The sequence below is a fragment of the Nonomuraea sp. NBC_00507 genome (genome assembly GCF_036013525.1).
Lineage (GTDB): Bacteria > Actinomycetota > Actinomycetes > Streptosporangiales > Streptosporangiaceae > Nonomuraea.
The window spans coordinates 5520494-5544450 of sequence record NZ_CP107853.1; the positions used below are offsets into that span (position 1 = coordinate 5520494).

Annotated in this window: 23 protein-coding genes; 8 read left to right on the forward strand and 15 right to left on the reverse strand. The window is 70.1% G+C overall.

Features of this window, described 5'->3' with window-relative positions:
* On the reverse strand, window positions 1–828 hold the full coding sequence (locus OHA25_RS26885; protein ID WP_327590240.1) for a glycerophosphodiester phosphodiesterase: 828 nt from the start codon (window positions 826–828) through the stop codon (window positions 1–3).
* Between the two features lie 336 nt (window positions 829–1164).
* Between OHA25_RS26885 and OHA25_RS26890 the strand changes: the two genes are divergently transcribed.
* Window positions 1165–1782: a hypothetical protein gene (locus OHA25_RS26890; RefSeq protein ID WP_327590241.1), complete on the forward strand. Its 618-nt coding sequence runs from the start codon at window positions 1165–1167 to the stop codon at window positions 1780–1782.
* A gap of 308 nt (window positions 1783–2090) precedes the next feature.
* Window positions 2091–3485 carry an MFS transporter gene (locus OHA25_RS26895; protein WP_327590242.1) on the forward strand — a complete coding sequence of 465 codons (1395 nt, stop codon included), beginning with the start codon at window positions 2091–2093 and terminating at the stop codon, window positions 3483–3485.
* Here the strand turns inward: OHA25_RS26895 and OHA25_RS26900 are convergent.
* Complete coding sequence (locus OHA25_RS26900) at window positions 3445–3915, reverse strand: TIGR03618 family F420-dependent PPOX class oxidoreductase (RefSeq protein ID WP_305922539.1); 471 nt, start codon at window positions 3913–3915, stop codon at window positions 3445–3447. The genes OHA25_RS26895 and OHA25_RS26900 overlap by 41 nt on opposite strands.
* Before the next feature lie 16 nt (window positions 3916–3931).
* Complete coding sequence (locus OHA25_RS26905; RefSeq protein WP_327590243.1) at window positions 3932–4330, reverse strand: ester cyclase; 399 nt, start codon at window positions 4328–4330, stop codon at window positions 3932–3934.
* A gap of 37 nt (window positions 4331–4367) precedes the next feature.
* On the opposite strand from OHA25_RS26905, the gene OHA25_RS26910 reads away from it, so the two are divergent.
* Both OHA25_RS26910 and OHA25_RS26915 read left to right on the forward strand, forming a co-directional pair.
* Window positions 4368–5579: an amidohydrolase gene (locus OHA25_RS26910; RefSeq protein WP_327590244.1), complete on the forward strand. Its 1212-nt coding sequence runs from the start codon at window positions 4368–4370 to the stop codon at window positions 5577–5579.
* A gap of 60 nt (window positions 5580–5639) precedes the next feature.
* Window positions 5640–6725 (forward strand): PrsW family intramembrane metalloprotease, encoded by a 1086-nt coding sequence (locus tag OHA25_RS26915; RefSeq protein ID WP_327590245.1) that lies wholly within the window; start codon window positions 5640–5642, stop codon window positions 6723–6725.
* Here the strand turns inward: OHA25_RS26915 and OHA25_RS26920 are convergent, their stop codons facing one another.
* A complete protein-coding gene (locus tag OHA25_RS26920) occupies window positions 6726–7589 on the reverse strand; it encodes an alpha/beta fold hydrolase (RefSeq protein WP_327590246.1) in 864 nt (287 codons plus the stop codon).
* Between the two features lie 56 nt (window positions 7590–7645).
* Between OHA25_RS26920 and OHA25_RS26925 the strand changes: the two genes are divergently transcribed.
* Entirely contained in the window at window positions 7646–8233 is a 588-nt protein-coding gene (locus OHA25_RS26925; protein WP_327590247.1) for a winged helix-turn-helix transcriptional regulator, read from the forward strand.
* The gene (locus tag OHA25_RS26930; protein WP_327590248.1) at window positions 8202–8825 is read left to right on the forward strand and encodes a pyridoxamine 5'-phosphate oxidase family protein; all 624 of its coding nucleotides are present in this window, start codon (window positions 8202–8204) and stop codon (window positions 8823–8825) included. The genes OHA25_RS26925 and OHA25_RS26930 overlap by 32 nt, the downstream gene beginning before the upstream one ends.
* A 45-nt stretch (window positions 8826–8870) precedes the next feature.
* Here OHA25_RS26930 and OHA25_RS26935 read toward each other — a convergent pair whose 3' ends face one another.
* From OHA25_RS26935 to OHA25_RS26945, 3 genes are all read right to left on the reverse strand, one after another.
* The gene (locus OHA25_RS26935; RefSeq protein WP_327590249.1) at window positions 8871–9038 is read right to left on the reverse strand and encodes a hypothetical protein; all 168 of its coding nucleotides are present in this window, start codon (window positions 9036–9038) and stop codon (window positions 8871–8873) included.
* Window positions 9039–9358: 320 nt separating this feature from the next.
* Entirely contained in the window at window positions 9359–9802 is a 444-nt protein-coding gene (locus tag OHA25_RS26940; RefSeq protein WP_327590250.1) for a carboxymuconolactone decarboxylase family protein, read from the reverse strand.
* Window positions 9803–9893: 91 nt separating this feature from the next.
* Complete coding sequence (locus OHA25_RS26945) at window positions 9894–10340, reverse strand: hypothetical protein (RefSeq protein WP_327590251.1); 447 nt, start codon at window positions 10338–10340, stop codon at window positions 9894–9896.
* A 76-nt stretch (window positions 10341–10416) separates the two neighbouring features.
* Between OHA25_RS26945 and OHA25_RS26950 the strand changes: the two genes are divergently transcribed.
* Both OHA25_RS26950 and OHA25_RS26955 read left to right on the forward strand, forming a co-directional pair.
* Window positions 10417–11511: an MFS transporter gene (locus OHA25_RS26950; protein WP_327590252.1), complete on the forward strand. Its 1095-nt coding sequence runs from the start codon at window positions 10417–10419 to the stop codon at window positions 11509–11511.
* A 96-nt stretch (window positions 11512–11607) separates the two neighbouring features.
* Window positions 11608–11859, forward strand: coding sequence for a hypothetical protein (locus OHA25_RS26955; RefSeq protein WP_305922549.1), 252 nt, complete (start codon window positions 11608–11610; stop codon window positions 11857–11859).
* On the opposite strand, the gene OHA25_RS26960 is transcribed toward OHA25_RS26955, so the two are convergent.
* From OHA25_RS26960 to OHA25_RS26995, 8 genes are all read right to left on the reverse strand, one after another.
* The gene (locus OHA25_RS26960; protein ID WP_327590253.1) at window positions 11856–12959 is read right to left on the reverse strand and encodes a DNA glycosylase AlkZ-like family protein; all 1104 of its coding nucleotides are present in this window, start codon (window positions 12957–12959) and stop codon (window positions 11856–11858) included. The genes OHA25_RS26955 and OHA25_RS26960 overlap by 4 nt on opposite strands.
* A 70-nt stretch (window positions 12960–13029) precedes the next feature.
* Window positions 13030–14718 (reverse strand): ABC transporter family substrate-binding protein, encoded by a 1689-nt coding sequence (locus OHA25_RS26965; RefSeq protein WP_327590254.1) that lies wholly within the window; start codon window positions 14716–14718, stop codon window positions 13030–13032.
* 18 nt (window positions 14719–14736) lie between these two features.
* Entirely contained in the window at window positions 14737–16752 is a 2016-nt protein-coding gene (locus OHA25_RS26970) for an ABC transporter ATP-binding protein (protein WP_327590255.1), read from the reverse strand.
* Complete coding sequence (locus tag OHA25_RS26975; protein ID WP_327590256.1) at window positions 16749–17651, reverse strand: ABC transporter permease; 903 nt, start codon at window positions 17649–17651, stop codon at window positions 16749–16751. The genes OHA25_RS26970 and OHA25_RS26975 overlap by 4 nt, the downstream gene beginning before the upstream one ends.
* A complete protein-coding gene (locus tag OHA25_RS26980) occupies window positions 17651–18634 on the reverse strand; it encodes an ABC transporter permease (protein ID WP_327590257.1) in 984 nt (327 codons plus the stop codon). Before OHA25_RS26980 ends, OHA25_RS26975 begins: the two co-directional genes overlap by 1 nt.
* Before the next feature lie 80 nt (window positions 18635–18714).
* Window positions 18715–21063, reverse strand: coding sequence for an AAA family ATPase (locus OHA25_RS26985; RefSeq protein WP_327590258.1), 2349 nt, complete (start codon window positions 21061–21063; stop codon window positions 18715–18717).
* 64 nt (window positions 21064–21127) lie between these two features.
* Window positions 21128–22024: a haloalkane dehalogenase gene (locus tag OHA25_RS26990; protein WP_327590259.1), complete on the reverse strand. Its 897-nt coding sequence runs from the start codon at window positions 22022–22024 to the stop codon at window positions 21128–21130.
* Between the two features lie 15 nt (window positions 22025–22039).
* Complete coding sequence (locus OHA25_RS26995; protein WP_442942138.1) at window positions 22040–23779, reverse strand: tetratricopeptide repeat protein; 1740 nt, start codon at window positions 23777–23779, stop codon at window positions 22040–22042.
* Window positions 23780–23957: the final 178 nt, after the last annotated feature.

Here is a 23957-nt window from a genome sequence, read left to right on the forward strand (position 1 = left end):
TCAGGTGTCCAGCAACTCGTGTAGCACGTCCGGCTTGTTGGTGATGATGCCATCCACCCGGTAGGTCAGCATTCGGCGCATGACGTCGGGGTTGTCCACCGTCCAGGTGAGGACCTGCATGCCGAGGCCGTGGACGCGGCGCACGTAGGACGCCGTGAGCGTGGTGTACGGCGGGTTGATCTGGTCGGCGAACGTCGCCAGCTCGGGCAGCTCGGCGGTGGAGGGTGTGCCGAGGAGCCCGATCGGCACATCCGGCAGCAGCCGGTGGAACCTCCGCATCGACTCGAAGGTGAACGACTGCACCACCAGCCGCCCCGGTGTGAGCCAGCTCGAGTGGCGGCGCAGCTCGTCGGCGATGCGCTGCTCGATCCCCGGGTAGAGGTCCGGCTTCTTGACCTCCAGCAGCAGGCCCATGCCGGAGCCGCTCATCGCGCGGAGCGCCTCGCCCAGCGTGGGCACCGGCTCGCCGGCGTACTCGTCGCTGAGCCAGGAGCCGGCGTCCAGCTTGCTGATCTGCGCGAGCGTGAGGTCGCCGACGTTCCACGGCGACAGGCCGGGGAAGACGCGCTCCACGTTGGTGGTGCGGGACAGGGTGGTGTCGTGCATGAGGACCAGCTCGTGGTCCTTGGTCTCCTGGACGTCGAGCTCGAACATGTCGGCCCGTTGCTTGCCTGCCAGCTCGAAGGCGGCGATCGTGTTCTCGGGAGCGTACGCGGACGCGCCTCGGTGCGCGACGTTGAGCACCGCCGGGGCGGCGGTGGCTGCGGTGGCGGGGGCTGCGAGAGCGGACAGGGCGGTGGCCAGGACGAGCACCAGACATCGGAACATGGGTCTCCTCAGGTGGAGAGGGGCCTACGAACCGACGGTGACAAGATTGCATGACCGATAGTTGATGGAAGACTAGACCAGCGGTGCCCAGGTGATGAGCAATCGACACCGGCGTGTCACCGTTGATGCACTTCACCTCCTCCGGCGGCCCCGCCGCGCCACGGTTGATCGCGGCTTATCTCTAGCTCGAGACTCATTCGAAGAAAATATCGAATCAAACTTGCCAATAATCTCATTGGGTTGGAAATAGTCGAATTCATACGTTTTGTAACTATTTGCGCCGTTATGTCCTGGTATGTTCGGATTTGCTGGGATAAGTTCCGGAAGGAGCAGCTCATGCCCGGATATCGCGCATTCGGCATCGTGGGAGCGGCACTCGTCGCCTCCCTCACAGCGCCTCAGGGCCTCGCCTCGGCGGCGTCCGCCGTCCCGTCCCAAGCGCGTCCAGCTGTCACAGACCTGTCGGCACACCTGGACCTCTACGCCGCAGGTCACGCAACGAGCTGGGAGGAAATCCTGTGGGGTGGCGCCCAGGCAAACAATGGCGACGAGGAGAACGGCTACGACGACAACGGAGACAACGGCGACAACGGGAATGAGGAGAACGGCGACAACGGCTACGACAACGGCGACAACGGCGACAACGGGGACGAGGAGAACGGGGACGAGGAGAACGGGGACGAGGAGAACGGGGACGAGGAGAACGGGGACGAGGAGAACGGGGACGAGGAGAACGGGGACGAGGAGAACGGGGACGAGGAGAACGGGGACAACGGCTACGACAACGGCGACAACGGGGATGAGGAGAACGGGGACAACGGCTACGACAACGGCGACAACGGGGATGAGGAGAACGGGGACAACGGCTACGACAACGGCGACAACGGGGACGAGGAGAACGGCGACAACGGCTACGACAACGGCGACAACGGGGACGAGGAGAACGGCTACTAAAGCCATCTAGAAAAAAGCCCGGCTGAAGCACGGAGTGCGCGAGGGCGCGGACGGTACAGTTCGCGCCCCGTGCGAATGCTGCCGCAGCATCCGTCGGCTTGGTCTGGGCATCAGTGGTTCGATGGCCTGACATTCGGCGTCGGCCATGTCCGCGGTGTAGCGGTGGATCCTGGGTGAGCCGACCTTGCGGAAGCGCCACGGGGGAGAGGCCGTGCGGTTGCGCTGTGGCGACAGGTCACCGGTGGAGGTGATGGGGATGCGGGCAGTCGGCGATGATCTCGTAGTGTTGACGATCTAGCCTGAATGTCGTGAAATCTGCTGGCGCGCTGGCCGTCCTCCTCTCCGCATGGTTCATGGCCCAGTTCGACTTCTTCGTCGTCAACGTGGCCGCCCCCTCCATCGAGCACGACCTGCACACCGGCCCCGCCGCCCTCGAGCTGATCGTCGGCGGCTACGCCTTCACGTACGCGGCCGGCATGATCACCGGGGGCCGGTTGGGCGACCGCTACGGCTACCGGCGCCTGTTCATCTGGGGCGTGGCCGCGTTCACCGTCGCCTCGGTGTTGTGCGGGATCGCCGTGAACCCGGCCCAGCTGGTCGCCGCCCGCCTCCTGCAGGGCTTGGCGGGCGCGGCGATGGTGCCGCAGGTTCTGGCCACGATCTCGGCCGTCTACCCGCCGGGGGAGCGGAGCAGGGCCGTCGGCTGGTACGGCGCGGTCGGCGGCCTGGGCTCGATCGCCGGGCAGGTGCTGGGCGGGCTGCTGCTGACGGCCGACGTGTTCGGCCTCGGCTGGCGGATCGTCTTCCTCATCAACCTGCCCGTCGGCCTGGTCGTCGTGCCGCTGGCCGCGTGGCTGCTGCCGCAGGTCGACACGGCCCGCCGGCCGAAGCTGGACCTGACGGGCGCGGCGGGCCTGGCCACCGGCCTGGGGCTGGTGCTGGTGCCGCTCGGCCTCGGCAACAGCCTGGGCTGGCCCGCCTGGACCTGGGCCAGCATGGCGGCGAGCGTCCCGGTGTTCGCGCTGACCTGGCGGTGGCAGCGGCTGCTCGGGGCGCGCGGCGGGCAGCCGGTGCTCGACCTGGCGCTGCTCAAGGTCCACTCCTACCTGGCGGGCGTCGGGTCGATCGTGGCCTTCATGGCGTACTTCGCCGCGTTCATGTTCACTCTGACGTTGCTGCTGCAGGGCGGGATGGGGCTGACGGCGTTCCAGGCGGGGCTGGCGTTCGCGCCGATGGGGGTGCTGTTCTCGGTCACCTCGGTGCTCGGGACGCGGCTGGTCGGGAGGTACGGGCTGATCGTCATCATGATCGGCGGCACGGTCACGGCGCTGGGGCTCGGCCTGCTGGTGGCCGCGGCCGGGCTCGGGCTGCCGTACGTCATGGCCGCGCTCGTGCTCGTCGGCGCCGGCAACGGCCTGATCCTGCCGCAGCTCATCGGGGCGGCGCTGGTGGAGGTCGAGCCGCACCAGGCCGGCATCGGCTCCGGCATGCTGAGCACGGCGCAGCAGTTCGCGGGCGCCGGTGGGGTGGCGGTGATCGGGGCGGTGTTCTTCGCGGTCGCGCGAGAGGGCGGGCATGTCGCCGCCATGCGCTGGTCGGCCGCCATCGACCTGGGACTCGTGCTGATCGTGATCGCGGCCGTGGCCTACAACAGGAGCCGGGCTAGAGGCCGAGTGCGGTCCCGTACAGGCGTGACGCCCTGAGCCTGATCACCAGCCGCCGGTCGGTCACCATCTGCCGCAGGAACGCCGCCTCGTCGGTCAGGCCCGTCTGCATGGCGAGCAGCTCCATGCCCACTTCGTCCCCGGGCTCCGTGGTCACCGGCGACAGCTCCGCCTCGCCCTCGGCCACGGCGTACGACCAGAAGTCGTTGCTGGTCACGTAGAGAGCGCAGAGCGGGTCCTTGTGCAGATCCCGTACTTTGAGCCGGTCGGCGATGGTCGAGATCCGCACCACGCGCTGGCCCGGGTCCCACGTGTAGAGGACGGTGGACAGGTGGGGGTGGCCGCTGCTCTTGTTGGTGGCCAGCGCGCCGAAACGCTGCTGCGCCAGCAGCAGCGTCATCTCCTCGTCCGTCAGCGACCTCAGACCCGCGCCCGGTTCGATTTCCTGCGGCACCTCATCGTCCTCCATCGGGGTTGGGGACAATTCACCCTATCCCAAGCTGCTGGTTGAACGTCTGGGCGTCCGAGATCACCCAGTATTCGGCGAACCTGTCGCCGTCGGCTCGCAGGATGTCGTGGCCGCTGAAGGCCACCCGCGTCCCCGCCGCGGCGCTCGCGCCGGGCAGGCCGCCCCGGTAGGCGCCGCTGAACGTCCACCGGGCCGCCACCCGGTCCCCGTCCACGATCGGGCCCACGTCCAGCGTGACCTTGACGTCGTCGAAGGGCGCGTGCCCTTGTCGCAGCGCCTCCACCAGCCCATCGGGTCCGTGCACGTCCATGCCGGGCCAGTGGCCGACGAAGCCGGGGGTGACGAGGTCGTGGGCGAGCTTGAAGTCTCCGTTCCACATCTCGAGCAGCCAGCGCTCGTATCGTTCCGCGATCATTCAGGTCCGCTACCCACTGCCCGATAAGTTACGAGTCGTGAATTTTGCTATTACTGGCGGATATGTCGTGCGCGTCGACGGTGCCCCCATCGACGGCGGCGTCGTTCTCATCGTGGACGGGAGGATCGCCGAGGTCGGCGCGGACGTGCGGATCCCCGACGGCTTCGAGGTCGTGGACGCCGCGGGCGGCTGGGTGCTGCCCGGCTTCGTCGAGGCCCACGGCCACCTGGGCGTGCACGAGGAGGCCGAGGGATGGGCCGGCAGCGACACCAACGAGATGACCGACCCCAACGGCGCCCGCCTGCGCGCACTCGACGCGATCAACCCGGCCGACCTCGCCTTCGCCGACGCCCTCTCCGGCGGCGTGACGACCGCGGTGATCAAGCCGGGCTCGGGCAACCCCATCGGCGGCCAGACGGTCGCGGTCAAGTGCTGGGGCAGGACGGTCGACGAGATGCTGATCAAGGAGCCGGTGAGCGTCAAGAGCGCGCTCGGCGAGAACCCCAAGCGTGTGTACGGCGACCAGAAGAAGCTGCCCTCCACCCGCCAAGGGGTCGCGGCGGTGATCCGCGACGCGTTCATGAAGGCTCAGGACTACAAGGCCAGGAAGGCCGCCGCGGCGGACGAGGGCAAGCCGTTCGACCGCGACGGCACGTTGGAGGTCCTCGTCCGCGTGCTGGACGGCGAGCTGCCGTGGTGCCAGCACACCCACCGGGCCGACGACATCGCCACCGCGCTGCGGCTGGCGGCCGAGTTCGGCTACCGCCTGGTGATCAACCACGGCACCGAAGGGCACCTGCTGGCCGACACGCTGGCCGCCAGGAACGTCCCCGTGATCATCGGGCCGCTCTTCACCAGCCGGTCGAAGGTCGAGCTGCGGCAGCGCTCGCTCCGCAATCCCGGCATCCTGGCGCGGGCCGGGGTCGAGCTGGCCATCACCACCGACCATCCCGTCGTGCCGATCCACTTCCTCGTCCACCAGGCCACGCTGGCGGTCAAGGACGGGCTCGACCGCGACGCCGCGCTGCGGTCGATCACCGTGAACCCGGCCCGCATCATGGGCATCGACGACCGGGTCGGCGCGCTGCGGCCGGGGCTCGACGGCGACGTGGTCATCTGGTCCGGGGATCCGCTGGACGTCATGAGCCGGGCGCTGAGAGTGTTCATTTCCGGCCGGGAGGTGTATTCGTACACGGAGGGTGAGCCCATCGTGGCGGATCCGTACTACCGAGATTCAAGTCATCGTTAAGCGCCTGTAGATGCGCGGCGCGCATAGTGGGCGGATCGGACGGGAAGAGAGGCGCCAACCATGACTGCTCCTTTGCTTGCTCAGCGACCCAGCAAGGCGCTGGTGATCGGCTTGGTCGTCTCGGGAATCCTCGCGCTGCTCGTGCTGGCCGTCATGCTGATCTCGGGCGGGCCCGCCGGGTTCGCGTTGTCGGCGGTGCTCGCGGTGGCGCCGCTGCCGGTGCTGCTGGCCGCGGTGCTCTCCCTTGATCGGCTGGAGCCGGAGCCGAAGCTGCATCTGGCGTTCGCGTTCGCGTGGGGTGCGGGCGTGGCCGTCGTGGTCGCCGTGGGGTTCACGCTGCTCGGCCAGCAGTTGTTCGTCAGGGCCGGCTACGGCGCCGCGGTCGCCGAGAACATGGGCACCGTCCTGCTCGCCCCCGTGATCGAGGAGGCGCTCAAGGGCTCGGCGCTGCTGCTGCTCCTGCGCAGGAGGCGCGAGATCGACGGCCTGACCGACGGCATCGTGTACGCCTCCATGGCGGGCCTGGGCTTCGCCGCCGTCGAGAACGTCGGCTACTACCTGCTCGCGTTCGGCGAGGACGGCGTCGGCGGCGCGATCCAGCTGTTCGTGTTGCGCGGCCTGATCGACCCGCTCGGCCACCCGGTCTACACCTCGATGATCGGCCTCGGCGTCGCCTACGCGCTGACGAGCCGCTCGCCCGCCAGGTTCGCCGCGATCCCGCTCGGCTATCTCGGCGCGGTCTTCCTGCACGCGCTCTGGAACGGCTCGGCCACCACGGGTTCGCTGGCCTGGCTGGGCGTGGCGTACCTGGTGATCATGGCGGCGCTCGTCCTGCTGATCGTCGTGACCGTCGTCGAACGCCGCCACCTCGTCGGCAAGATGGCCGTCTACCTGCCCGGCTACCGGCCCACCGGGCTCGTCACCGACCAGGACGTCCGGATGCTCAGCACGTTGTCGGCACGCAAGGCGGCCCGCAGGTGGGCCAGGGGAGCAGGGCTCGGCCGGGCCATGAGCGACTATCAGCAGGCGGCGACCGAGCTGACCATGCTGCACCTGCGGGCCGAACGGCGGGGCATGGACCCGGCCAGGTTCGCGGTGGAGCGGGACGCCTACCTGGGGGCGATGGCGCACGCCCGCCGCTGGTGATCAGCGGGGCAGCAGGAAGTTCGACAGGTGGGCGAGCACCGCGTCCGGCTGCTCCTCGGCCAGGAAGTGCCCGCACTCGGGGATCTCGGCCCCGCGCACGTCCAGGGCGTAATCCCGCCAGATGTCCAGCACCGGCACGCTGCTCGGCAGCCCGGCGGCGCCCCACAGTGCGAGGACCGGCATCTCCAGCCGCCGGTCCGCGTCCCAGTCGGCGTCGTCGTGCTGGGCGTCGTGCGGGAACGAGGCCCGGTAGTCCTCGAACCCGGCCCGCAGCGCGCCCGGCTGCTCGAACGCGCGCACGTACTCTTCGACATCCAGCCGTGAGCGCTGCACCGCCCACTTCTCGAAGAAATAGCCCAGGTAGCCGCGGACGTCCTGGCCCGCCAGCCGCTCCGGGAGATCGGGCTGCAGGTGGAACGTCCAGTGCCAGGTGCCCGACGCCAGGCCGCTCGTCATGTCGAACCTGCGCCACATCTCCCTGGTCGGGATGATGTCCATGACCACGAGCCGCTCCACCTCGCCTGGGTGGTCGAGCGCGTAGCGGTGGGCGACCCTGGCGCCCCGGTCGTGGCCGGCGAGCACGAGGGTGGAGTGGCCGAGCGAGCGCGCCAGGGCGCGGATGTCGGCCGCCATCGTGCGCTTGTCGTAGCCGGTGACCGGCTTGTCCGTGCGGCCGTACCCGCGCAGGTCGGGGGCGACGACCGTGAAGTGGCCGGCCAAGGCGGGGATGAGCCGCCGCCAGCAGTGGGAGGTCTGCGGCCAGCCGTGCAGCAGGACCAGCAGCGGCCCTTCGCCGGCGATCAGGTAGTGCAGGCGCAGGCCGTCGAGGTCGGCCATGCGCGATTCGATGGCCGGTTCGGTCATTGAACTCATGGTGCCGCACGCTAGCACGGTTCGGTGAATGAACTAACATGCGCCCCATGGCGCTCGGCAAGAACTACGACGGTCAAGACTGCTCCCTCGCCAAGGCCCTGGAGGTGATCGGCGAGCGGTGGACGCTGCTCGTGGTCCGCGACGCCATGTACGGCGTGCGGCGCTTCGGCGACTTCCAGGTCCACCTCGACATCCCGCGGGCCGTTCTCTCCCAGCGGCTCGCCACGCTCGTCGCGGCCGGCGTCCTCGGCCGACGCCGCTACCGGGACGCGCCGCCGCGCGACGAGTACGTCCTGACCCCCATGGGCCGCGAGCTCTGGCCGCCCGTGCTGGCCCTGACGCAGTGGGGCGAGCGCCATCTCGCCGCGGACGGCCCCCGTCGCCTGTACCACCACGTGACCTGCCGGACCCGGCTCGACCCCCAGTCCGGCTGCCCGGCCTGCCGCCGGAGCGTCCCGCTGGAGGAGGTCGAGGTCCGCCCCGGGCCGGGCCTGCGCCACGACACGCGCGAGGACCTGGTCAGTCTCGCCCTTCGGACACCACACCGGATGTTGGCCCCCATTCCTGACAAAATCATCAGGGAAACCCTCGAAGGGAGATCACATGAGCTGGGCGGAGATCGGGTCCGAGGCTGAGCTGCGCGAACTGCTGGGGGAGGTCATGCCGAGGGCGGCCACCAAGGAGCGGGTACGCCTGCACGAGCGTGACCGGCAGTGGCTGGCGGCCTCGCCGTTCTGTCTGATCGCCACCTCCGACGACCAGGGCAACTGTGACGTCTCGCCCAAGGGCGACCCCGCCGGGTTCGTCCACGTCATCGACGACGCCACGATCGCCATCCCGGACCGCCCAGGGAACCGCAGAGCGGACGGATTCCTCAATATCCTGAAAAATCCGCATGCAGGGTTGGTCTTTCTCATTCCCGGCCGCAATGAGACCCTCCGCATCAACGGCCGGGCGCGTCTCGTCCGCGAAGCCCCGTTCTTCGATGAGATGATCGTCAAGGGTCACCGCCCGCATCTCGCCCTCGTCGTGGAGATCGAGCAGATCTTCTTCCATTGCGCCAAGGCGTTCCTGCGCTCCGGGCTGTGGAAGCCGGACACCTGGGGCGGCGACGACCTGCCCTCGCACGCGCGGCTGGTCAAGGACGTGCAGGCGGTGCAGGAGAGCCTCGAAGAGCTCGAGAGCTACTACGGCGAGACGTACGCCAAGAAGCTGTACGCCTCCTGACCTGCGACGACCCAGGCCGCACGCCGGCCTGGGTCGTCCGGTGGGCTAGGCGGCAGGCGTGGGACCGCCGGGGAAACGGATCACATTCCTGCCGGTGTAGGCCCGCAAATCGATCACCTTGGGATCTGCGGGCGGCTTGCGGCGGTCTGCCGACCGAATGTCGCGGACCTTGTGCCTGGCAACGTGTGGCGGCACCGCCACAAGCCTCTTCATCGTGAGCCCCCCGTGATGTTCTTGTTATCTATGTTATCTACAGATACCCCCGTAAGTTTGCTGTAAGGAGCAAGTCAGTAGGGGAGTCTGCGACCTGCCGGTGAACGCAGGTCCAACTCCATGGCCGGCCGCGGACGCCGCCTGGCCGTCGCCTTGGTGACTTTGACGCGTTTCACGGTGTATCCCCCTTCCGAAGCGCGTCGTTCTCCTTCCACGACTGTGCGCCGCGCCGTTTGGCGACGGCTTGGCGGGCGCTTGCCACCCGCCATGCGCGCCAACCTAGCTCCAGTGCCGGTCCGGCTCAATGCATTTCTACGAGGTCAGGTACCGGGCGTGAGCCGGGCGGTGACGCCGATCCGGTTCCAGGCGTTGATCATGGCGATCGCCGCGATCAGCAGGGCGAGCTGCTTCTCGCTGTAGTGCTGGCCGGCCTGCTGCCACACGGCGTCCGGCACGGCCTCCCGGTCGGGCAGCCTGGTCGCCTCCTCCGTCAGCGCCAGCGCGGCCCGCTCGGCCGGCGTGAAAACCGTGGCCTCACGCCAGGCCGCCACCATCCACAACCGCTCGTCGCTCTCGCCCGCCTTCTTCATGTCGCGGCTGTGCATATCCACGCAGTAACCGCAGCCGTTGATCTGGCTGGCGCGCAGCTTGACGAGCTCGATGGTGCCGGCCGGCAGCTCGCTGTCGTGCAGGATCTTCTCCACCGCCAGGAAGTGGTGGTACACCTCGGGGATGTTCTTGGCGACGTTGATCCGCTGGGTCATGTGGGCCTCCTCAGTTTTCGCTCTTACATCTACAGGACGGGGTAGGCCGCCCGGTTGTGACAGCTTCGGAGGAAAACCTTGGATGCCGCGGTCAGCCCAGGCAGTTGCCCCAGGACTGACGGCCGCCCCACGCCTCGACCCGGCCGGCGGGGTCGCGGGTCCAGCCGGCGTAGCGTACGCACTTCCAGCTCCCGTCGAGGTGGCCGGTCTCGGCGTAGTAGCGGTACTTCTGCTCGTCCTGTGACTTGCCGCCGCCCTTTACCTCGAGGTAGGCGCCGGTCACCGAGCGGATGCCCTGGTAGACGGTCTTGATCGCGGCGACGCAGTTCTTGCCGGAGTGCTTGTTGTACATGAGGTACACGTGTCCGAACACGGCGCCGCGCGTCTTCATCGCCCGGTGCCCGTCCTTGACGCGGTGGAAGCCGGGGCCGCAGATGCGCTCGGGCGTGTAGCGCGCCGTGGCGGCGTAGGCGGAGGAGGGAAGGGCGGCGATCCCGGTGGCGACCAGAGCGGCCGCGATGACCGTTCGCGTGAGCACGGTTTTCCCTTCGACAGGGGATATAAGGACATCGATGATCTTTACTGTGACTTAACCGTAATTGCAAGGGGGTGGGATGCCGCTCATCGCGGTTTGTGCGGCCTGGGCCGTGTTCTGGGGCTCCTGGTCGGCCCTGCTGCCCGCCATCAAGCTGGAGCTGGGCATCTCGGCGGGCGACCTCGGGCTGGCCCTGAGCGCCGTACCGGTGGGGGCCCTGCCCGCGATGGCGTTCACCGGGCGGCTGGCACGGGGGCGGGAGCGGTCTGCCCTGATGGTGACCACGACATTGTTCGCGCTCAGCGTCGCCTGCGTCGGCCTGGTCGGCTCGCTCTGGCAGCTGGGGGCGGCGTTGCTGCTCGTGGGCGCCACCAGCGGCGCGCTGGACATCGCGCTGAACCTGGCCACCGGGCGGGTCGAACGCGAGAGCGGCCGCCAGCTCTTTCAGTTGGTGCACGCGGCGTTCCCCGTCGGGGTCATCGCCGCCGCCCCGGCCACGGGGCTGGCCCGCTCGCTCGGGTACGGCGCCGGCGCGGTGCTCGCGGTCATCGCGGTGATCGTGGTCGTCACGTCGTTGTCGCTGCTGGCACTGCCCATGAGGCGTACGGCAGCCGAAGCCCCTTCGCACACCGGCAGACGCGGGCTCTGGGGGATAGCAGCCGTGCTCGGGGCGCTGGCAGCCTGCGTGCTCATCATCGAGAACTCGGTCGAACAGTGGTCGGTGCTGCTGCTGGAGGACCATCGCGGCGCCACGCCGCTCGTGTCGAGCGCCGCGCCCGCGGTCTACATGGGGGCGCTCACCGCCGGGCGGCTCATCGTGCAGGCACTGCCGCGGGTGCCGCTCAGGGCGATGTACCTGGTGGCGGGGGTGGGTGGCGGGGCGGGCATCGCGCTGGCCGCGCTGGGCGGCACCGTGGTGATCTCCATGGTGGGGTTCGCGGTGACCGGGCTGGCGCTCGGGCCGCTGGTGCCCGCCCTGCTCAGCCGCTCGGCCGCCGACGATCCGAGCGGGACGCTGGTGTGGGGGGTGTCCACGATCTCGTACACCGGCTTCGTGGTCAGCCCGCTGCTCGTGGCCGGTCTGAGCGGGTGGTTCGGCCTGCCCGCGGCGCTGGCCGCGCTCGGGCTGCTGGGACTGCCGCTGGTGGCCCGCTTCGCGGTGGAACGTTCGTGACGGGCGGAGACGGCCTGATTATGGTGATGCTTTGGGGAAAGGAGAGCACGGAACGGGGTATCCCCCCGGGCGGACACGACTGCAAAGGGGATCACCATGGCTGTCTGTGAGAGCTGCGGCAACGATTACGACATGGCGTTCGAGGTGCACGCGCAGGGATCGGTGCACACCTTCGACTGCTTCCAGTGCGCGATCGAGGCCATGGCACCGGTGTGCGAGCACTGCGGCACCAAGGTCATCGGGCACGGGGTCCAGGCCGGTGACCACTGGTATTGCTGCGCCCACTGCGCCCGCGAGGAGGGCACCAAGGGCATCGTCGACCGCGTCATGGCGGGCACCACGTCCTAGGGTTTCAGGAGGCCGCGCACGCGGGCGACGGCCTCCTCCAGCGACCCCTGGGGCACCGGTGCGTCGAGGTCCAGGGCGATGTCGCCGTTTCTGGCCTCCCAGACGCCCGCCACCCGGCCCTCGTGGACGACCACGGGGGAGATCCAGCCTGCCTGCCGGCTGACCTTGGGTTTGAGCGACGGCGGGAGGAGCGGGGCCAGCGTGCGCGGGGCGGCCAGAATGTATTGATCGAAGCCCGGCAGCAGGTGGACCTCGGCGGACGGCCGGGTGCCCGCCAGGTCGTCCAGGTGCTCCTTCAGCGCCGGCAGGGTCGTCCCGTCCTCGGTCTCGACCTCGGTCAGCTCCGGCGCCAGGTCGCGGAACCAGCCCTTCAGCACGGTCTTCCTGGCCACGCCGCCGAACAGCCAGGTGTCGAACATCTCCGGCGTCGCCGGGCCGTGCGCGCCGAGGAACGCCCGCGCCACGCGGACGCCCGCCTCCTCGAACGGCGGCGGCTCGGAGGGCCAGCCGGGGATCCAGGCGCGCGGGGCGGTGAACGTCACCCTGCCTTCGCGGGGCGGGCCGTAGCACAGCTCGCCCAGGCGGCTGAGCGGCTTGAGCAGCGCGCCCCAACCGGAGGTGAGCGCCTGCCGCAGGTGAGCGTTGCCGGTCACCTCCACCACGGCGTCGACCAGCTCCTCGCGGGTCAGCGGGCGCTCAGCTCCATCGCTCAGCGCCTGCGGGACCGCCTCGATGATCGCCGCGATCTCGGCGGCGGTCACCCCGTGGCCGCGCTGCCACGACCCCTTCTCCCAGAACCGCAATGTGCTCAGGGCGGCGCAGTATCCGGCCAGCTCGTCGGCGGGGACGAGATGGAGGGTGCCGCGCATGATCCACGTCTTGGCGAGCGTCCGGTCGGTCCACAGGGCGCGGTCGATCTCGCCAGGCTCGGGCTTGGCGCTCCTGACCGCCACCGCCAGCTGCGCCGACGACGGGACCTGGGTCTGCACGCCGCACAACCTCCGGGCCACGCTCACGGCGTCGGGCCCGCCGGCTCCGCTCACGAACTGCCTGCGCAGGCGCCACGCGAGGATCTGCGCCCAGGTCACCTTCGTCGTCACTCGCCCTTTGTACACCCGCCCACCGACAGTCCCGCCGCGACGGGCTGTCCGGCCCCCGGTGCCCGCAGGGTCAGCGCATGAAGCCGATGTTCTCGTAGCGGAGGTCGTAGAAGCCGCGCGCCCCCGCGTTGGCCAGCGTCGCCTTGGTCGCGACCAACTGCGGCCGCTGGTAGAGCGGCAGCACGTTCACCTCCTGCCAGATCAGCTCATCAGCGGCGTTGGTGGCCGCGCGCGCCCGCACCGGGTCCAGGCTCTGCGCGGCCCGGCTCATGGCCTGGTCGATGGCCGCCGACCCGGTACGCCCGAAGTTCGCGTTCCACGTCTTCCCGTCGGGCGAGTTCGCGTAGATCCCGTAACTGCTGGACACGGGGAACGGTGTCCCGATGTAGGCGAACGGCGTGATGTCGAAGTTCCCGGGGATCACGTAACTGGTGAAGAAGTCGTCACTCGGCACCGCCTTGATCGTCAGCTTCACCCCGATCTGCGCGAGCATGCTCTGCGCCAGTTCCCCTTCCGCCTTGCTGATCTGCACCCCCGACGGCACCACGAACCGCAGGTCCAGCGTCTTGCCGTTCTTCTGCCTGACCGCCCCGTTCAGCTTCCACCCGGCCGCGTCCAGCAGTTGCCGCGCCCGCTGGGGGTTGTACACCCCCAGCGCCCCCGCGTTGTCCTGGTAGCCCTCCTGGGTGTTCATGAAGAAGTGGTTGTTCAGCAGCGCGATCGGCCAGTTCAGCCCCTGCAGGTCGGACTGCGCGATGGCCTGGCGGTTGATGCCCAGCTGGATCGCCTGCCGCACGTTCCGGTCCCGCAGCAGCTCGCTCGACCCGTTGAAGGTGAAATGCCGGAAGTCGGGCCCCGCCGCCTGGCGTACCTGTGCCCCCGCCGTGGCCTTGGCTCGCGCGTAGTCGGGGGCGGACGGGCCTATGTCGATGATGTCGAGCTCGCCGTTGCTGAACGCCCCGATCAGCGAGTCCTGCTCGGACGCCCGATAAATGATCTTGTCGAGCTTGGCCCGCTCACCCCACCAGGCATCGTCCCGGACCAGCGTGATCGTCTTGGCCGTCTGGTCGAACCCCCCGAACTTGAACGGCCCGGCCGTCACGGGGATCTTGTTCAGCCAGGCGGTGTTGAACGCCTCCGGCGTGCGGTTCGTGGCGGCGGGCAGCAGCGGACCGAAGAGCGCCTGCCAGTCGCTGAACGGCCGGGCGAACGTGACGATCACCTCGAAGTCGTCCTTCCCCCGCGCCACCTTCTTGATGTCCTGGTAGCCGGTGGCCGAGACGATGCGGTAGGCCGAGTCCCGCCCGTTCAGTGCCTGCCACTGCGCCTGGTAGTCGGCCCATGTGATCGGCCGCCCGTCGGACCAGCGTGCCTTCGGGTTCAGTGTGTACGTCACCACCTGCTCGGGCCGCTGATCGGTGACCTTCGCGTCCAGCACGTAGTCCCGGTTGACGGAGATCTCCGCCTTCTCGTCCGACACGAACGGTGACGGCAGCAGCGCGTTGCTCACCGAGGCCGCCACGGCCAGGTTGCCGTCCACGTGGTTCCTGTTCCACTGCGCGGGGAACTCGTTGATCCCCCACCGCAGCGTCCCCCCGTCCTTGACCTTGTCGCGCGGCTGCGGGTTGATGTCGAAGGCCTTGACCGTATGGTCGTCGCCGGCTCCATCCCCGGTCCCAGGGCCGTTTCCCGTCCCGCCGCCGCACCCTCCCAGTGCCACGACAACGGCGGCGGCCGTGACAAGACGTGCTGCTTTCATCGAGCGATTCCTCCTGGTCTATACGACTTCACGCCGCTCGGCGTAGTGGCAGGCCGCGCCCTGGTCCTCGCCCAGCGGCCGCACCTCGGGCTCGACGTCCACGCAGCGCTTGCGCTCTTCGTCGGTCAGCTCGGCACGGAACTTGGGGCACCTGGTGCGGAAACGGCAGCCCGACGGAGGGTGGGCCGGGCTGGGCAGGTCGCCGTGGAGCAGGATGCGCCGCCGTGACCGCTCGCGTACCGGATCGGGCAGCGGGATCGCCGACAGCAGAGCCTGCGTGTACGGATGCGCCGGGGCCTCGTACACGGCGTCCACCTGGCCGATCTCGGCGATCTTGCCGAGGTGCATCACCGCGACCCGGTCGGCGATGTAGCGCACCACGGCCAGGTCGTGCGCCACGAACAGGTAAGACAGCCCGAGCCTGGCCCTCAGGGCGTCGAGCAGATTGATCACCCCAGCCTGGATCGACACGTCGAGTGCCGAGACAGGCTCGTCCAGCACCAGCAGCTGGGGCTCCAGCGCGAGCGCCCTGGCGATGCCGATGCGCTGCCGCTGCCCGCCCGAGAAGTCCTGCGGGTAGCGGGCGGCGTGCGAGAGGTCCAGCCCGACCAGGGATAGCAGCTCGGCGACCCGCCGCCCGGGGGCGCGCCGCCCGTGGGTGCGCAACGGCTCGGCCAGGATGTCGTGCACGGTCATGCGCGGGTCGAGCGAGGCCATCGGGTCCTGGAAGACGACCTGCATGTCACGCCTGATCGCGGTGCGCTCCCCTCGGCCGAGCCGGGCCGTGTCGTGCCCGAGCACGACGATGCGGCCCTCCTGCGGCTTGGCCAGCTCGAGTATCTGCGTCAGCGTGGTCGTCTTGCCGCTGCCCGACTCGCCGACCAGCCCGAGCGTCTCGCCCTCCCGTACGTCGAACCCGACCCCGGCCACGGCGTGCACAGTGCCCACCCGGCGCTTGAACACCGCCCCGCGCACCAGCGGATAGTCCTTGACCAGGTCGCGGACCTCCAGCACCGTGCGCTCGCCGCGCGCCGCCCGGGCCTCCCGCGGCCCCGCCGGCTCCGCGAGCCCCGGCGGATGCACTTCGTCCCACCGGATGCACGCCGCCCCGTGCCCGGCCCCCACTTCGAACAGCGGCGGCTCTCCCTCGTCGCACGCGTCCACCTTCATCGGGCAGCGCGGCGCGAACGGGCACCCCGGCGGCAGCGCCGCCGGCGAGGGCGGGTTGCCTTCGATCGGCACGAGCGGCCTCCGCCCGCCCCGGTCCACCCGCGGCACGGAGCCCAGCAGGCCCACGGTGTACGGCATGCGCGGCCCGTAGTAGATGTCGTCCACGTCGCCCACCTCGACCGGGCGCCCGGCGTACATGACCAGGACCCGGTCGGCGAACCCGGCGACCACGCCGAGATCGTGCGTGATCATGATGATGGCGGCGCCGGTCTTCCGTTGCGCCTTCTTGAGCACCTCCAGCACCTGCGCCTGGATGGTGACGTCGAGCGCCGTGGTCGGCTCGTCGCAGATGATCACGTCGGGGTCGTTGGCGATGGCCATCGCGATCACCACGCGCTGCCGCATGCCGCCGGAGAACTCGTGCGGGAAGGCCAGCGCCCGCTCGGCCGGATGCGGGATGCCGACGAGCTCCAGCAGCTCGATGGCCTTGACCAGGGCGGTCTCCTTGCTGACCCGCTGGTGCACGCGCACGGCCTCGGCGATCTGGTCGCCGACCCGGTAGACCGGGGTGAGCGCCGACAGCGGGTCCTGGAACACCATCGACATGGTCTTGCCGCGCAACGCGGTCAGCTCCCGTTCCGGGGCCCCGATCAGCTCCTTGCCGTGCAGCCGCACCGATCCGGTGACGCGTGCGCCGGGCGGCAGCAGCCCCATGACGGCGGCCGAGGTGACGGACTTGCCCGAGCCGGACTCGCCCACGATGCCGAGGACCTCGCCGGGGCGTACGGAAAAGCTGATCCCGCGCACCGCCGGCACGTCTCCGAACGCCACGTTGAGGTCGGTCACCTCGAGGACCGGGCTCATCGTTTGGCCGCCGGGTCGAAGGCGTCGCGCAAGGCGTCGCCCATGAGGTTGACCGCGAGCACCGTGACCACCAGCAGCCCGGCCACGAACCAGAACGTCCACGGCGCGTACGTGGCCGTCTTGGAGCCGTCGGCGATGAGCGTGCCGAACGACACGTCCGGCGGCTGGATGCCGAACCCGAAGTACGACAGCGAGGTCTCGGTGAGTATCGCCGCGCTGACGTTGAGCGTGGCGTCCACGATCAGCAGGGACGCCAGATTGGGGATCACGTGCCGGAACACGATCCGCGCCGGCGGCACCCCCATGTAGCGGGCGGCCTGGATGAACTCCCGCTCCTTCAGCGAGATGGTCATCCCCCTGACGATCTTCGAGGTGACCATCCACAGGAACAGCGCGAGCATGAGCACGAACAGCGGCCACTGCCCCGACTCGAACAGCGGCGACATGATCGCCAGGATGAGGAATCCCGGCAGCACGAGCAGCAGGTCGGTCATCCAGCTCAGCACCCGGTCGGTCCAGCCCAGGAAGTAGCCGGCGAACGCCCCGACCACGGCCGCGAGCGCCGTGGACACCAGAGCCGCCAGCAGGCCCACGACCAGTGATTTCTGCATTCCGCGCAGGGTCAGCGCGTAGACGTCGGCGCCGGTCTGGAGCGTTCCGAACCAGTGGGAGGACGACGGCGGCTGCAGGAACGCCGTGAAATCCTTGTCCGTGTAGCTCCACCGGCTGAACAGCGGGCCGGCGAACGCCAGCAGGAACATCACCACCAGCACCACGAACCCGGCCACCCCCTGACGGGAGCGGAAGAACCGCCCGGCGACCACCCGCACCCGCGATGGATAGGTGACCATGACGCCGTCGGACAGCTCCTCGGCCACCTCCTCCTCGTGCAGCGTCATCAGGCCCGCACCCTGGGATCGAGGGCCGCGCGCAGCAGGTCGGCGGCCAGCGAGGCGCACAACACGGAGATCGCGGCCAGCAGGGAGATGGCCGCGACGGTGTTGACGTCGTTGGTGAAGATCGAGTTGATCAGCTGCTCGCCCAGCCCGTGCCAGCCGAAGATCTTCTCCGTGAACGTCGCCCCCGTCAGCAGCGCGCCGAACATGAACGCGAAATAGGTCACCACGGGGATCAGCGCGGTCCGCAGCGCGTGCGTGACGAGCGCTCTGCGCCTGCTCAGCCCCTTGGCCATGGCCGTGCGCAGGAAGTCGGCGCCGAGCACGTCGAGCATCATGTTGCGCTGGTAACGGCTGAAGACCGCGATGAGACCGACCGACAGCGAGATCGTCGGCAGAATCAGGTGTTGCAGCCGGTCCACCACCTGACCCCAGAACCCGGCGGCCAGCCCGTCGCTGTATTCGCCGCTGACGAGGAACACCTGGCGGCCGAAGACGCGCTCGTTGGCCCAGGTGGCCACCAAGATCATCATGTTGGCCAGGACGACCACCGGCACCGCGAGGACGACGAACGACAGGCCGGTTGAGAGCCGATCGAACCACCCGTATTGCCGGACCGCCGCCAGCGCCCCGACGATCACCCCGAGCGCGCTGCCGAACAGCAGCCCCAGCATGACGAGCCGGAACGTGACGCCCACGCGTCGCTTGAGATCCTCATTGACGGGCGAGCCCACGACCGTTTTGCCGAAGTCGCCGCGGAGCACCCCGGTGCCCCAGGTGGCGTAACGCTGCAGCAGGGGTGTCTTGTCGTTGAGATTGAGCGCGGTGAGCTGGGCGTCGACCACGGCGGGCGGCGGCTTGGGCGTGCGGTCGGCGTAGTTGGAGCGCGGGTCGAGGGCGGTGGCCGCCAGGAGATAGGCGAGGCTGGCGGCCACCGCGACGAGCACGACGGACGAGAGCAGCCTGCGGACCAGAAACCCGGCCATCGCCTCCCCCTCTGACGCGCACGGCATGTAGTCATATAGCTACACCATGTGAGCGGTGCTGCGCACGCAGCCGGGGTAAGTCAGCGTCCGGAAAGCTCGTCCACGGCCGTGGCGACGTCCTCGCTCGTGATCGTGGTCAGGTCGGCGGAGCTGGCGGACCCGCCGCGCGCGGCGTGCGCGGCCAGTCGCACGTCGCGGCGCATGGCCGCGCGCTCGAACAGGGACCTGGCGAAGCGGCCGTTGCCGAGCCCGTCGATCAGCCGCTCCTCGCACACCCAGGCGAACACCTCGTCGAGGTTGCGCAGGGCGTCCTCGTCGAACGTGTCGCCCGACTTCTCGGCGAGCAGCACCGCGATCTCGGTCAGCTCCTGCGGCGAGTAGCTGGGGAAGGCCACCCGCTGGTTGAACCGGCTGGCCAGACCGGGGTTGGTGGCCAGGAACGCGTCCATCTCGCGCTCGTAGCCGGCCAGGACGATGACGAGCCGGTCGCGGTCGTCCTCGGCCCGCTTGAGGAGGGTCTGCACGGCCTCGGAGCCGAACGCGTCGCCGCCTTGGTAGCCGGGGTTGACCAGGCTGTAGGCCTCGTCGATGAACAACACCCCGCCGAGCGCCCGGTCGACCAGCTCGTTGGTCTTGATCGCGGTCGCGCCGAGGTGCTGGCCGACCAGGTCGGCCCGGTGCGCCTCGACCACGTCGGGCCGGGCCAGCAGGCCGAGCGCGGCGAAGATCCGGCCCAGCACCCTGGCGACGGTGGTCTTGCCGGTGCCGGGCGGGCCGGCGAACACGAAATGCCGCATCTGCTGCGGCGTCGGCAGGCCGCGCTCCTGGCGCATCCGCGCCACCTGCAGCTGGGCGGCGATCGCGTGCACCTGCCGCTTGACCGGCGCCAGGCCCGCCATCCTGTCGAGATCGGCCAGCGCCTCCTCGAGCGTGGGTGTGGCGACGTAGCCGCGGAAGCGCGCGGTCAGCTCCTCGAACGCCTTCGTCACGTCGGCCGTGGTGGTCGTGACCAGATCCTGTGTGCTCGGCGTGCCGCCGGCGCCCACCACGCGCACGTCGCGGGCCTGCGCGGCCGCCTCGACCAGGCTGCGCGCGAACCTGGCGTTGCCGAGCTCGTCGACCAGGCCGCGCCGGTGCACGTCCTCGTATCTGCTGAGCAGCACGCGCCGGGTCTCGGCGTCCATCGTGTCGCCCCTGCGCCGCTGGAGCAGCTCGGTGACCTCGACCAGCTCGGCGGGGGAGTAGCCGGGGAAGCGCACCCGGGTGGCGAATCTGCTGGCCAGGCCCGGGTTGCTGGACAGGAACCCGCTCATCTCCTGCTCGTAGCCGGCCAGGATGATGATCACCCGGTCGCGGTCGTCCTCGGCCCGTTTGAGCAGGGTCTGCACGGCCTCGGCGCCGAACCGGTCAGGCTGGCCGTCGGAGGAGTTGACCAGCCCGTAGGCCTCGTCGATGAACAACACCCCGCCGAGCGCCCGGTCGACCAGCTCGTTGGTCTTGATCGCGGTCGCGCCCAGGAACTCGCCCACCAGGTCGGCCCGCTGCGCCTCGACCACGTAGGGGGTCTCCAGCAGACCGAACGCGTAGAAGATCTTGGCGAGCGCGCGCGCCACGCTGGTCTTGCCGGTGCCCGGCGGACCGGCGAACACGAAGTGCCTGGTGGGCCGCTCGGCGGTGTAGCCGGCCTCGGCGCGCAGCCTGGAGGCCTCGATGGAGGCGGCGATGGAGCGCACCTGCTCCTTGACCGGGGCCAGGCCGATCATGCTCTCCAGCTCCCCGAGCGCCTCCTCCACGGAGATCTGCGGCGGCGCGCCGCCCCTGTCGTGCGCCGACTCCGGCCTGCCCTCGCGCACCCTGACCCGGACCTGCTCCTCCACGGCGGCGTTGGCCGCCTTCGCCTGGCGGGCGAGCACGAATCGGTAGACGAGCACGGCCAGCGCCGTGGCGTAGCCCGTCCACACGGAGACGGTGGGCGACACGGGCGACAGCGCGGCGGCGAGCATGCCCGCGGGAATGAGCGCCACCAGGGTGGTCACCCACGGCGTCACCCATCGGATGAGATGCGCGGCGGCGGCCACGAGGAGGGCCAGCCCGACCATCAGATGCACGGCCATGGAGCCGGGCGGATAGAGCGCTTGGAACAGATACAAAGCCACCACGCCCCAGCCCACGACCACCAGCGAGGTGGCGGCGGCGCGGGGGAAACGCATGGTCAGCGCGATGAAGGCGAGGAGCACCAGCGTGGTGACAAAGGTCGCGCCCAGGTTCCAGCCGAGCGCGGCGCCCACCCCCATGGTGGCGACGAGCACGACCACGTAGAGCACCCGGCGCATGGCAGGGGGAATCTGGAAATAGCGCTCTCGCACCTGCTCGAACAGATCCCGCGCTGCGGCCCGCCCCGCGGCCTGGGCCCTGCCGGACTCACGCATCACGCCTCCCCGGTCCGCCCCCGGTTATACCGCACCGGACCGACTCTTGGGCGCTCCTGACACGCTAGGTGGCGGTCACGAACACGGCGATCTGACGCCCGAGTTCCGCGCCCGCGTCCTCCTGAAGGAAGTGTCCCGCACCTTTGATCACGGGATGTGCCAGGCCGGACGTGCCTGAGATCGATTTGAGCAGAACAGGCGCCATGCCCCCGGTGATCGGATCGCCGTCGGAGAAGGCCACCAGGAACGGCCGATCGAGTGTCGTGAGGACCTCCCAGGCAGCGCGGTTGGCGGGGGCGGCGGGATCGTCGGGGGAGATCGGGACGAGCCCCGGCATGGCGCGCGGACCCGCCTTGTACGACTCGTCGGGGAACGGAGCGTCGTAGGCCGCCCGCACCTCCGCAGGCAGCTCGCTCGTGCAGCCCGCCTGGACCAACCTGGCGATATCGAGGACCGGAGCCTTCAGCACCGCGTCCTTGAACCGATGCCACACCTCGGGCATGGGAATGTCACCGGTGGGCAACCCCGTGTTGGCCGCCACGATCCTGGCGACGCTCCCGGGGTTCTCCGCCGCGATCCGCAACCCGATCAGCCCGCCCCAGTCCTGGCCCACCATGGTGACCCCGCTCAGCTCGAGCGCATCGAGCAGCAGGGTGCGGGTCCACTCGACGTGCCTGGCGTAGGTGTGGTCGGCGATCTCGGCCGGCTTGTCGGAGCGGCCGAACCCGATGAGATCGACCGCGATCGCGCGCAGTCCGGCCGCGGCCAGCTCGGGCATGACGTGCCGGTAGAGGAACGACCACGACGGCTCGCCGTGCAGCAGCACGACGGGCTCGCCGTCACCCGGGCCCGCCTCCACGTACGCCATGCGCAGGCCATCGGCCACGTCGGCGTACCGGGGCTCGTAAGGGAAATCAGGGAGATCCGCGAAGCGTTCCTCGGGCGTACGCAGGGTTCTCATAGAACGAAATTCTAGTCAGCGCCGCTGGTGCCGCCCAGGGAATTCGCCGACCAGCACCTCTTTGGGGGTGACGCGCAGGATGTCGGAGTCCGGCAGGGCGATGCCCCGTACCTCCACCCAGAACCGCCGCTGCAGCGGGTCGGCCGCGAACACCGCCACCCGCGGGTCGGCCTCGATCGCCTCCCACGCCTCGGTCTCCGCGATCAGCCGCAGCTCGCCGGTGGGCGTGACGGACGCGGCCGCGCCCACGACCCGGGGACCCAGCTGGTCGCCGTACGACAGGACGATGCTGCGGGCGTAGGAGAAGGTCTGGCGCACCTCAGGGGTCAGCACGATGGACGGAGCGGCGCCCATCGGCGGGTCGGACATGATCAGGGAGGCCCGCCACGGCCCCGGACCGCCCCGCCACCACGCCCGCAGCGCCCGCGCCGCGAACACGGCCATCGCCGCGCCGAGCGCGCCCAGACCGATCCGCCACGCCCACGCCGAGGCCAGCGCCCCACCCGCCGCGCAGGCCGCGGCCGCCAGCACGACGAAGCCCGTCGCGGCGGCCAGCCAGGCGTCGTCGCGGTAGCGGGCACGCAGGTAGCCGCGCACCATCGGGTACGGCACCGCCAGCGCCGCCACGGCGGCCCGGGGCTCCACCGCGAGCGCCCCGCACACCACCGGCACGAGGATGGACCAGGTCCTGCAGAGCAGGATCCAGAGCGTGACGCCGGTGTTCCTCCTGGCGGTGCGGTCGGCGCCGGCCAGGAGCAACTGCTCCAGCGCCGCCAGCGGCCTGCCACGCCACGCCTCGGCCAGCGCGCGCACGGCGGCCAGCGCCGGCCAGCCCAGCACCACGATGCCCGCCAGCCCCGCCCACACCGGATCGAACGAGGACGGCACCGCGGGCATCGCCCCCAGCAGCAACCATGCGGCGAACGCGAGCACCGACACCGCGGCCGACACGACGCCCGCACCCAGCCACGGGTCCCTGCCGAACATCGCGGGCACGTACGACCACAGCCTTACCCGCCGCGCCTGCCCGACCGTGAGCGGCACCAGCAGGACGAGCACCGCGAACCCGGCCAGCTGCGCCTGCGCGCCCAGGTCGAACAGCAGCGCCGAGACCGCGACGGCCACAGTGGCGACGGCGACCAGCAGGCGCGACTGCCGCGACCACACCTCCAGCGCCCGCCGGGCCCTGCCGGTGTCGCGCGGATCCACCGGCCAGGCCGGATCGTGGTGCGGGCGGGGCCGGTCCCAGCGCAGCAGCGACAGCGCCAGATTGACCCGGGCCTGCCGGTGCCCGGGGTCGGCGGCGAGGGCCGCCAGGTAGGAGCGCCCGGCGTCGGCATGATCGCCGCGCAGCAGCGCCAGGTCGCCCAGCATGACCTCGGGGTCGGGCTCCTCCGGCGCGAACTTCCTGGCCAGCTCCGCGTGCTCGACCGCCTCCCGCCAGCGGCCCGGTGTCCTGCGCAGGATCGCGGCCAGGCGCAGGCGGGCCGCCCAGGAGCCGCGGGCCAGCTCCACTGCCCGCTCCGCAGGGGGCACCGCGTCGGCGTCGCGGCCCAGCCGCTCGTGGGCGAGGCTGATCAGCCGGTACGCCCACTCCGCGCCCGGATCCAGGTCCGCGGCCCGGCGCGCGGCGTCCAGCGCGGACTCGGGCCGGCCGGCGTCAAGCCTGGTCAGGGCCTCGTCACACCATTCGCGTGAGGACCTATCTGGAATGTCGTCATTTCTGGTACTTCCATCGGTCCCCACGCGACCCATGATCGGCTGACGGGCGAATGTTGGATAGATACCGACATATGGCTGTATCTCTCTAGAGAGGTACGGGCCACCGTGGATCGGGCGATACCGCTATGACAAGCGCGCCGCATAGCCTAAGCTGCCACGCAAGCCGGAGCGCGCGAGCCGGAGCGCCAGAGCTCGAGAAGGAGCGAGTGTC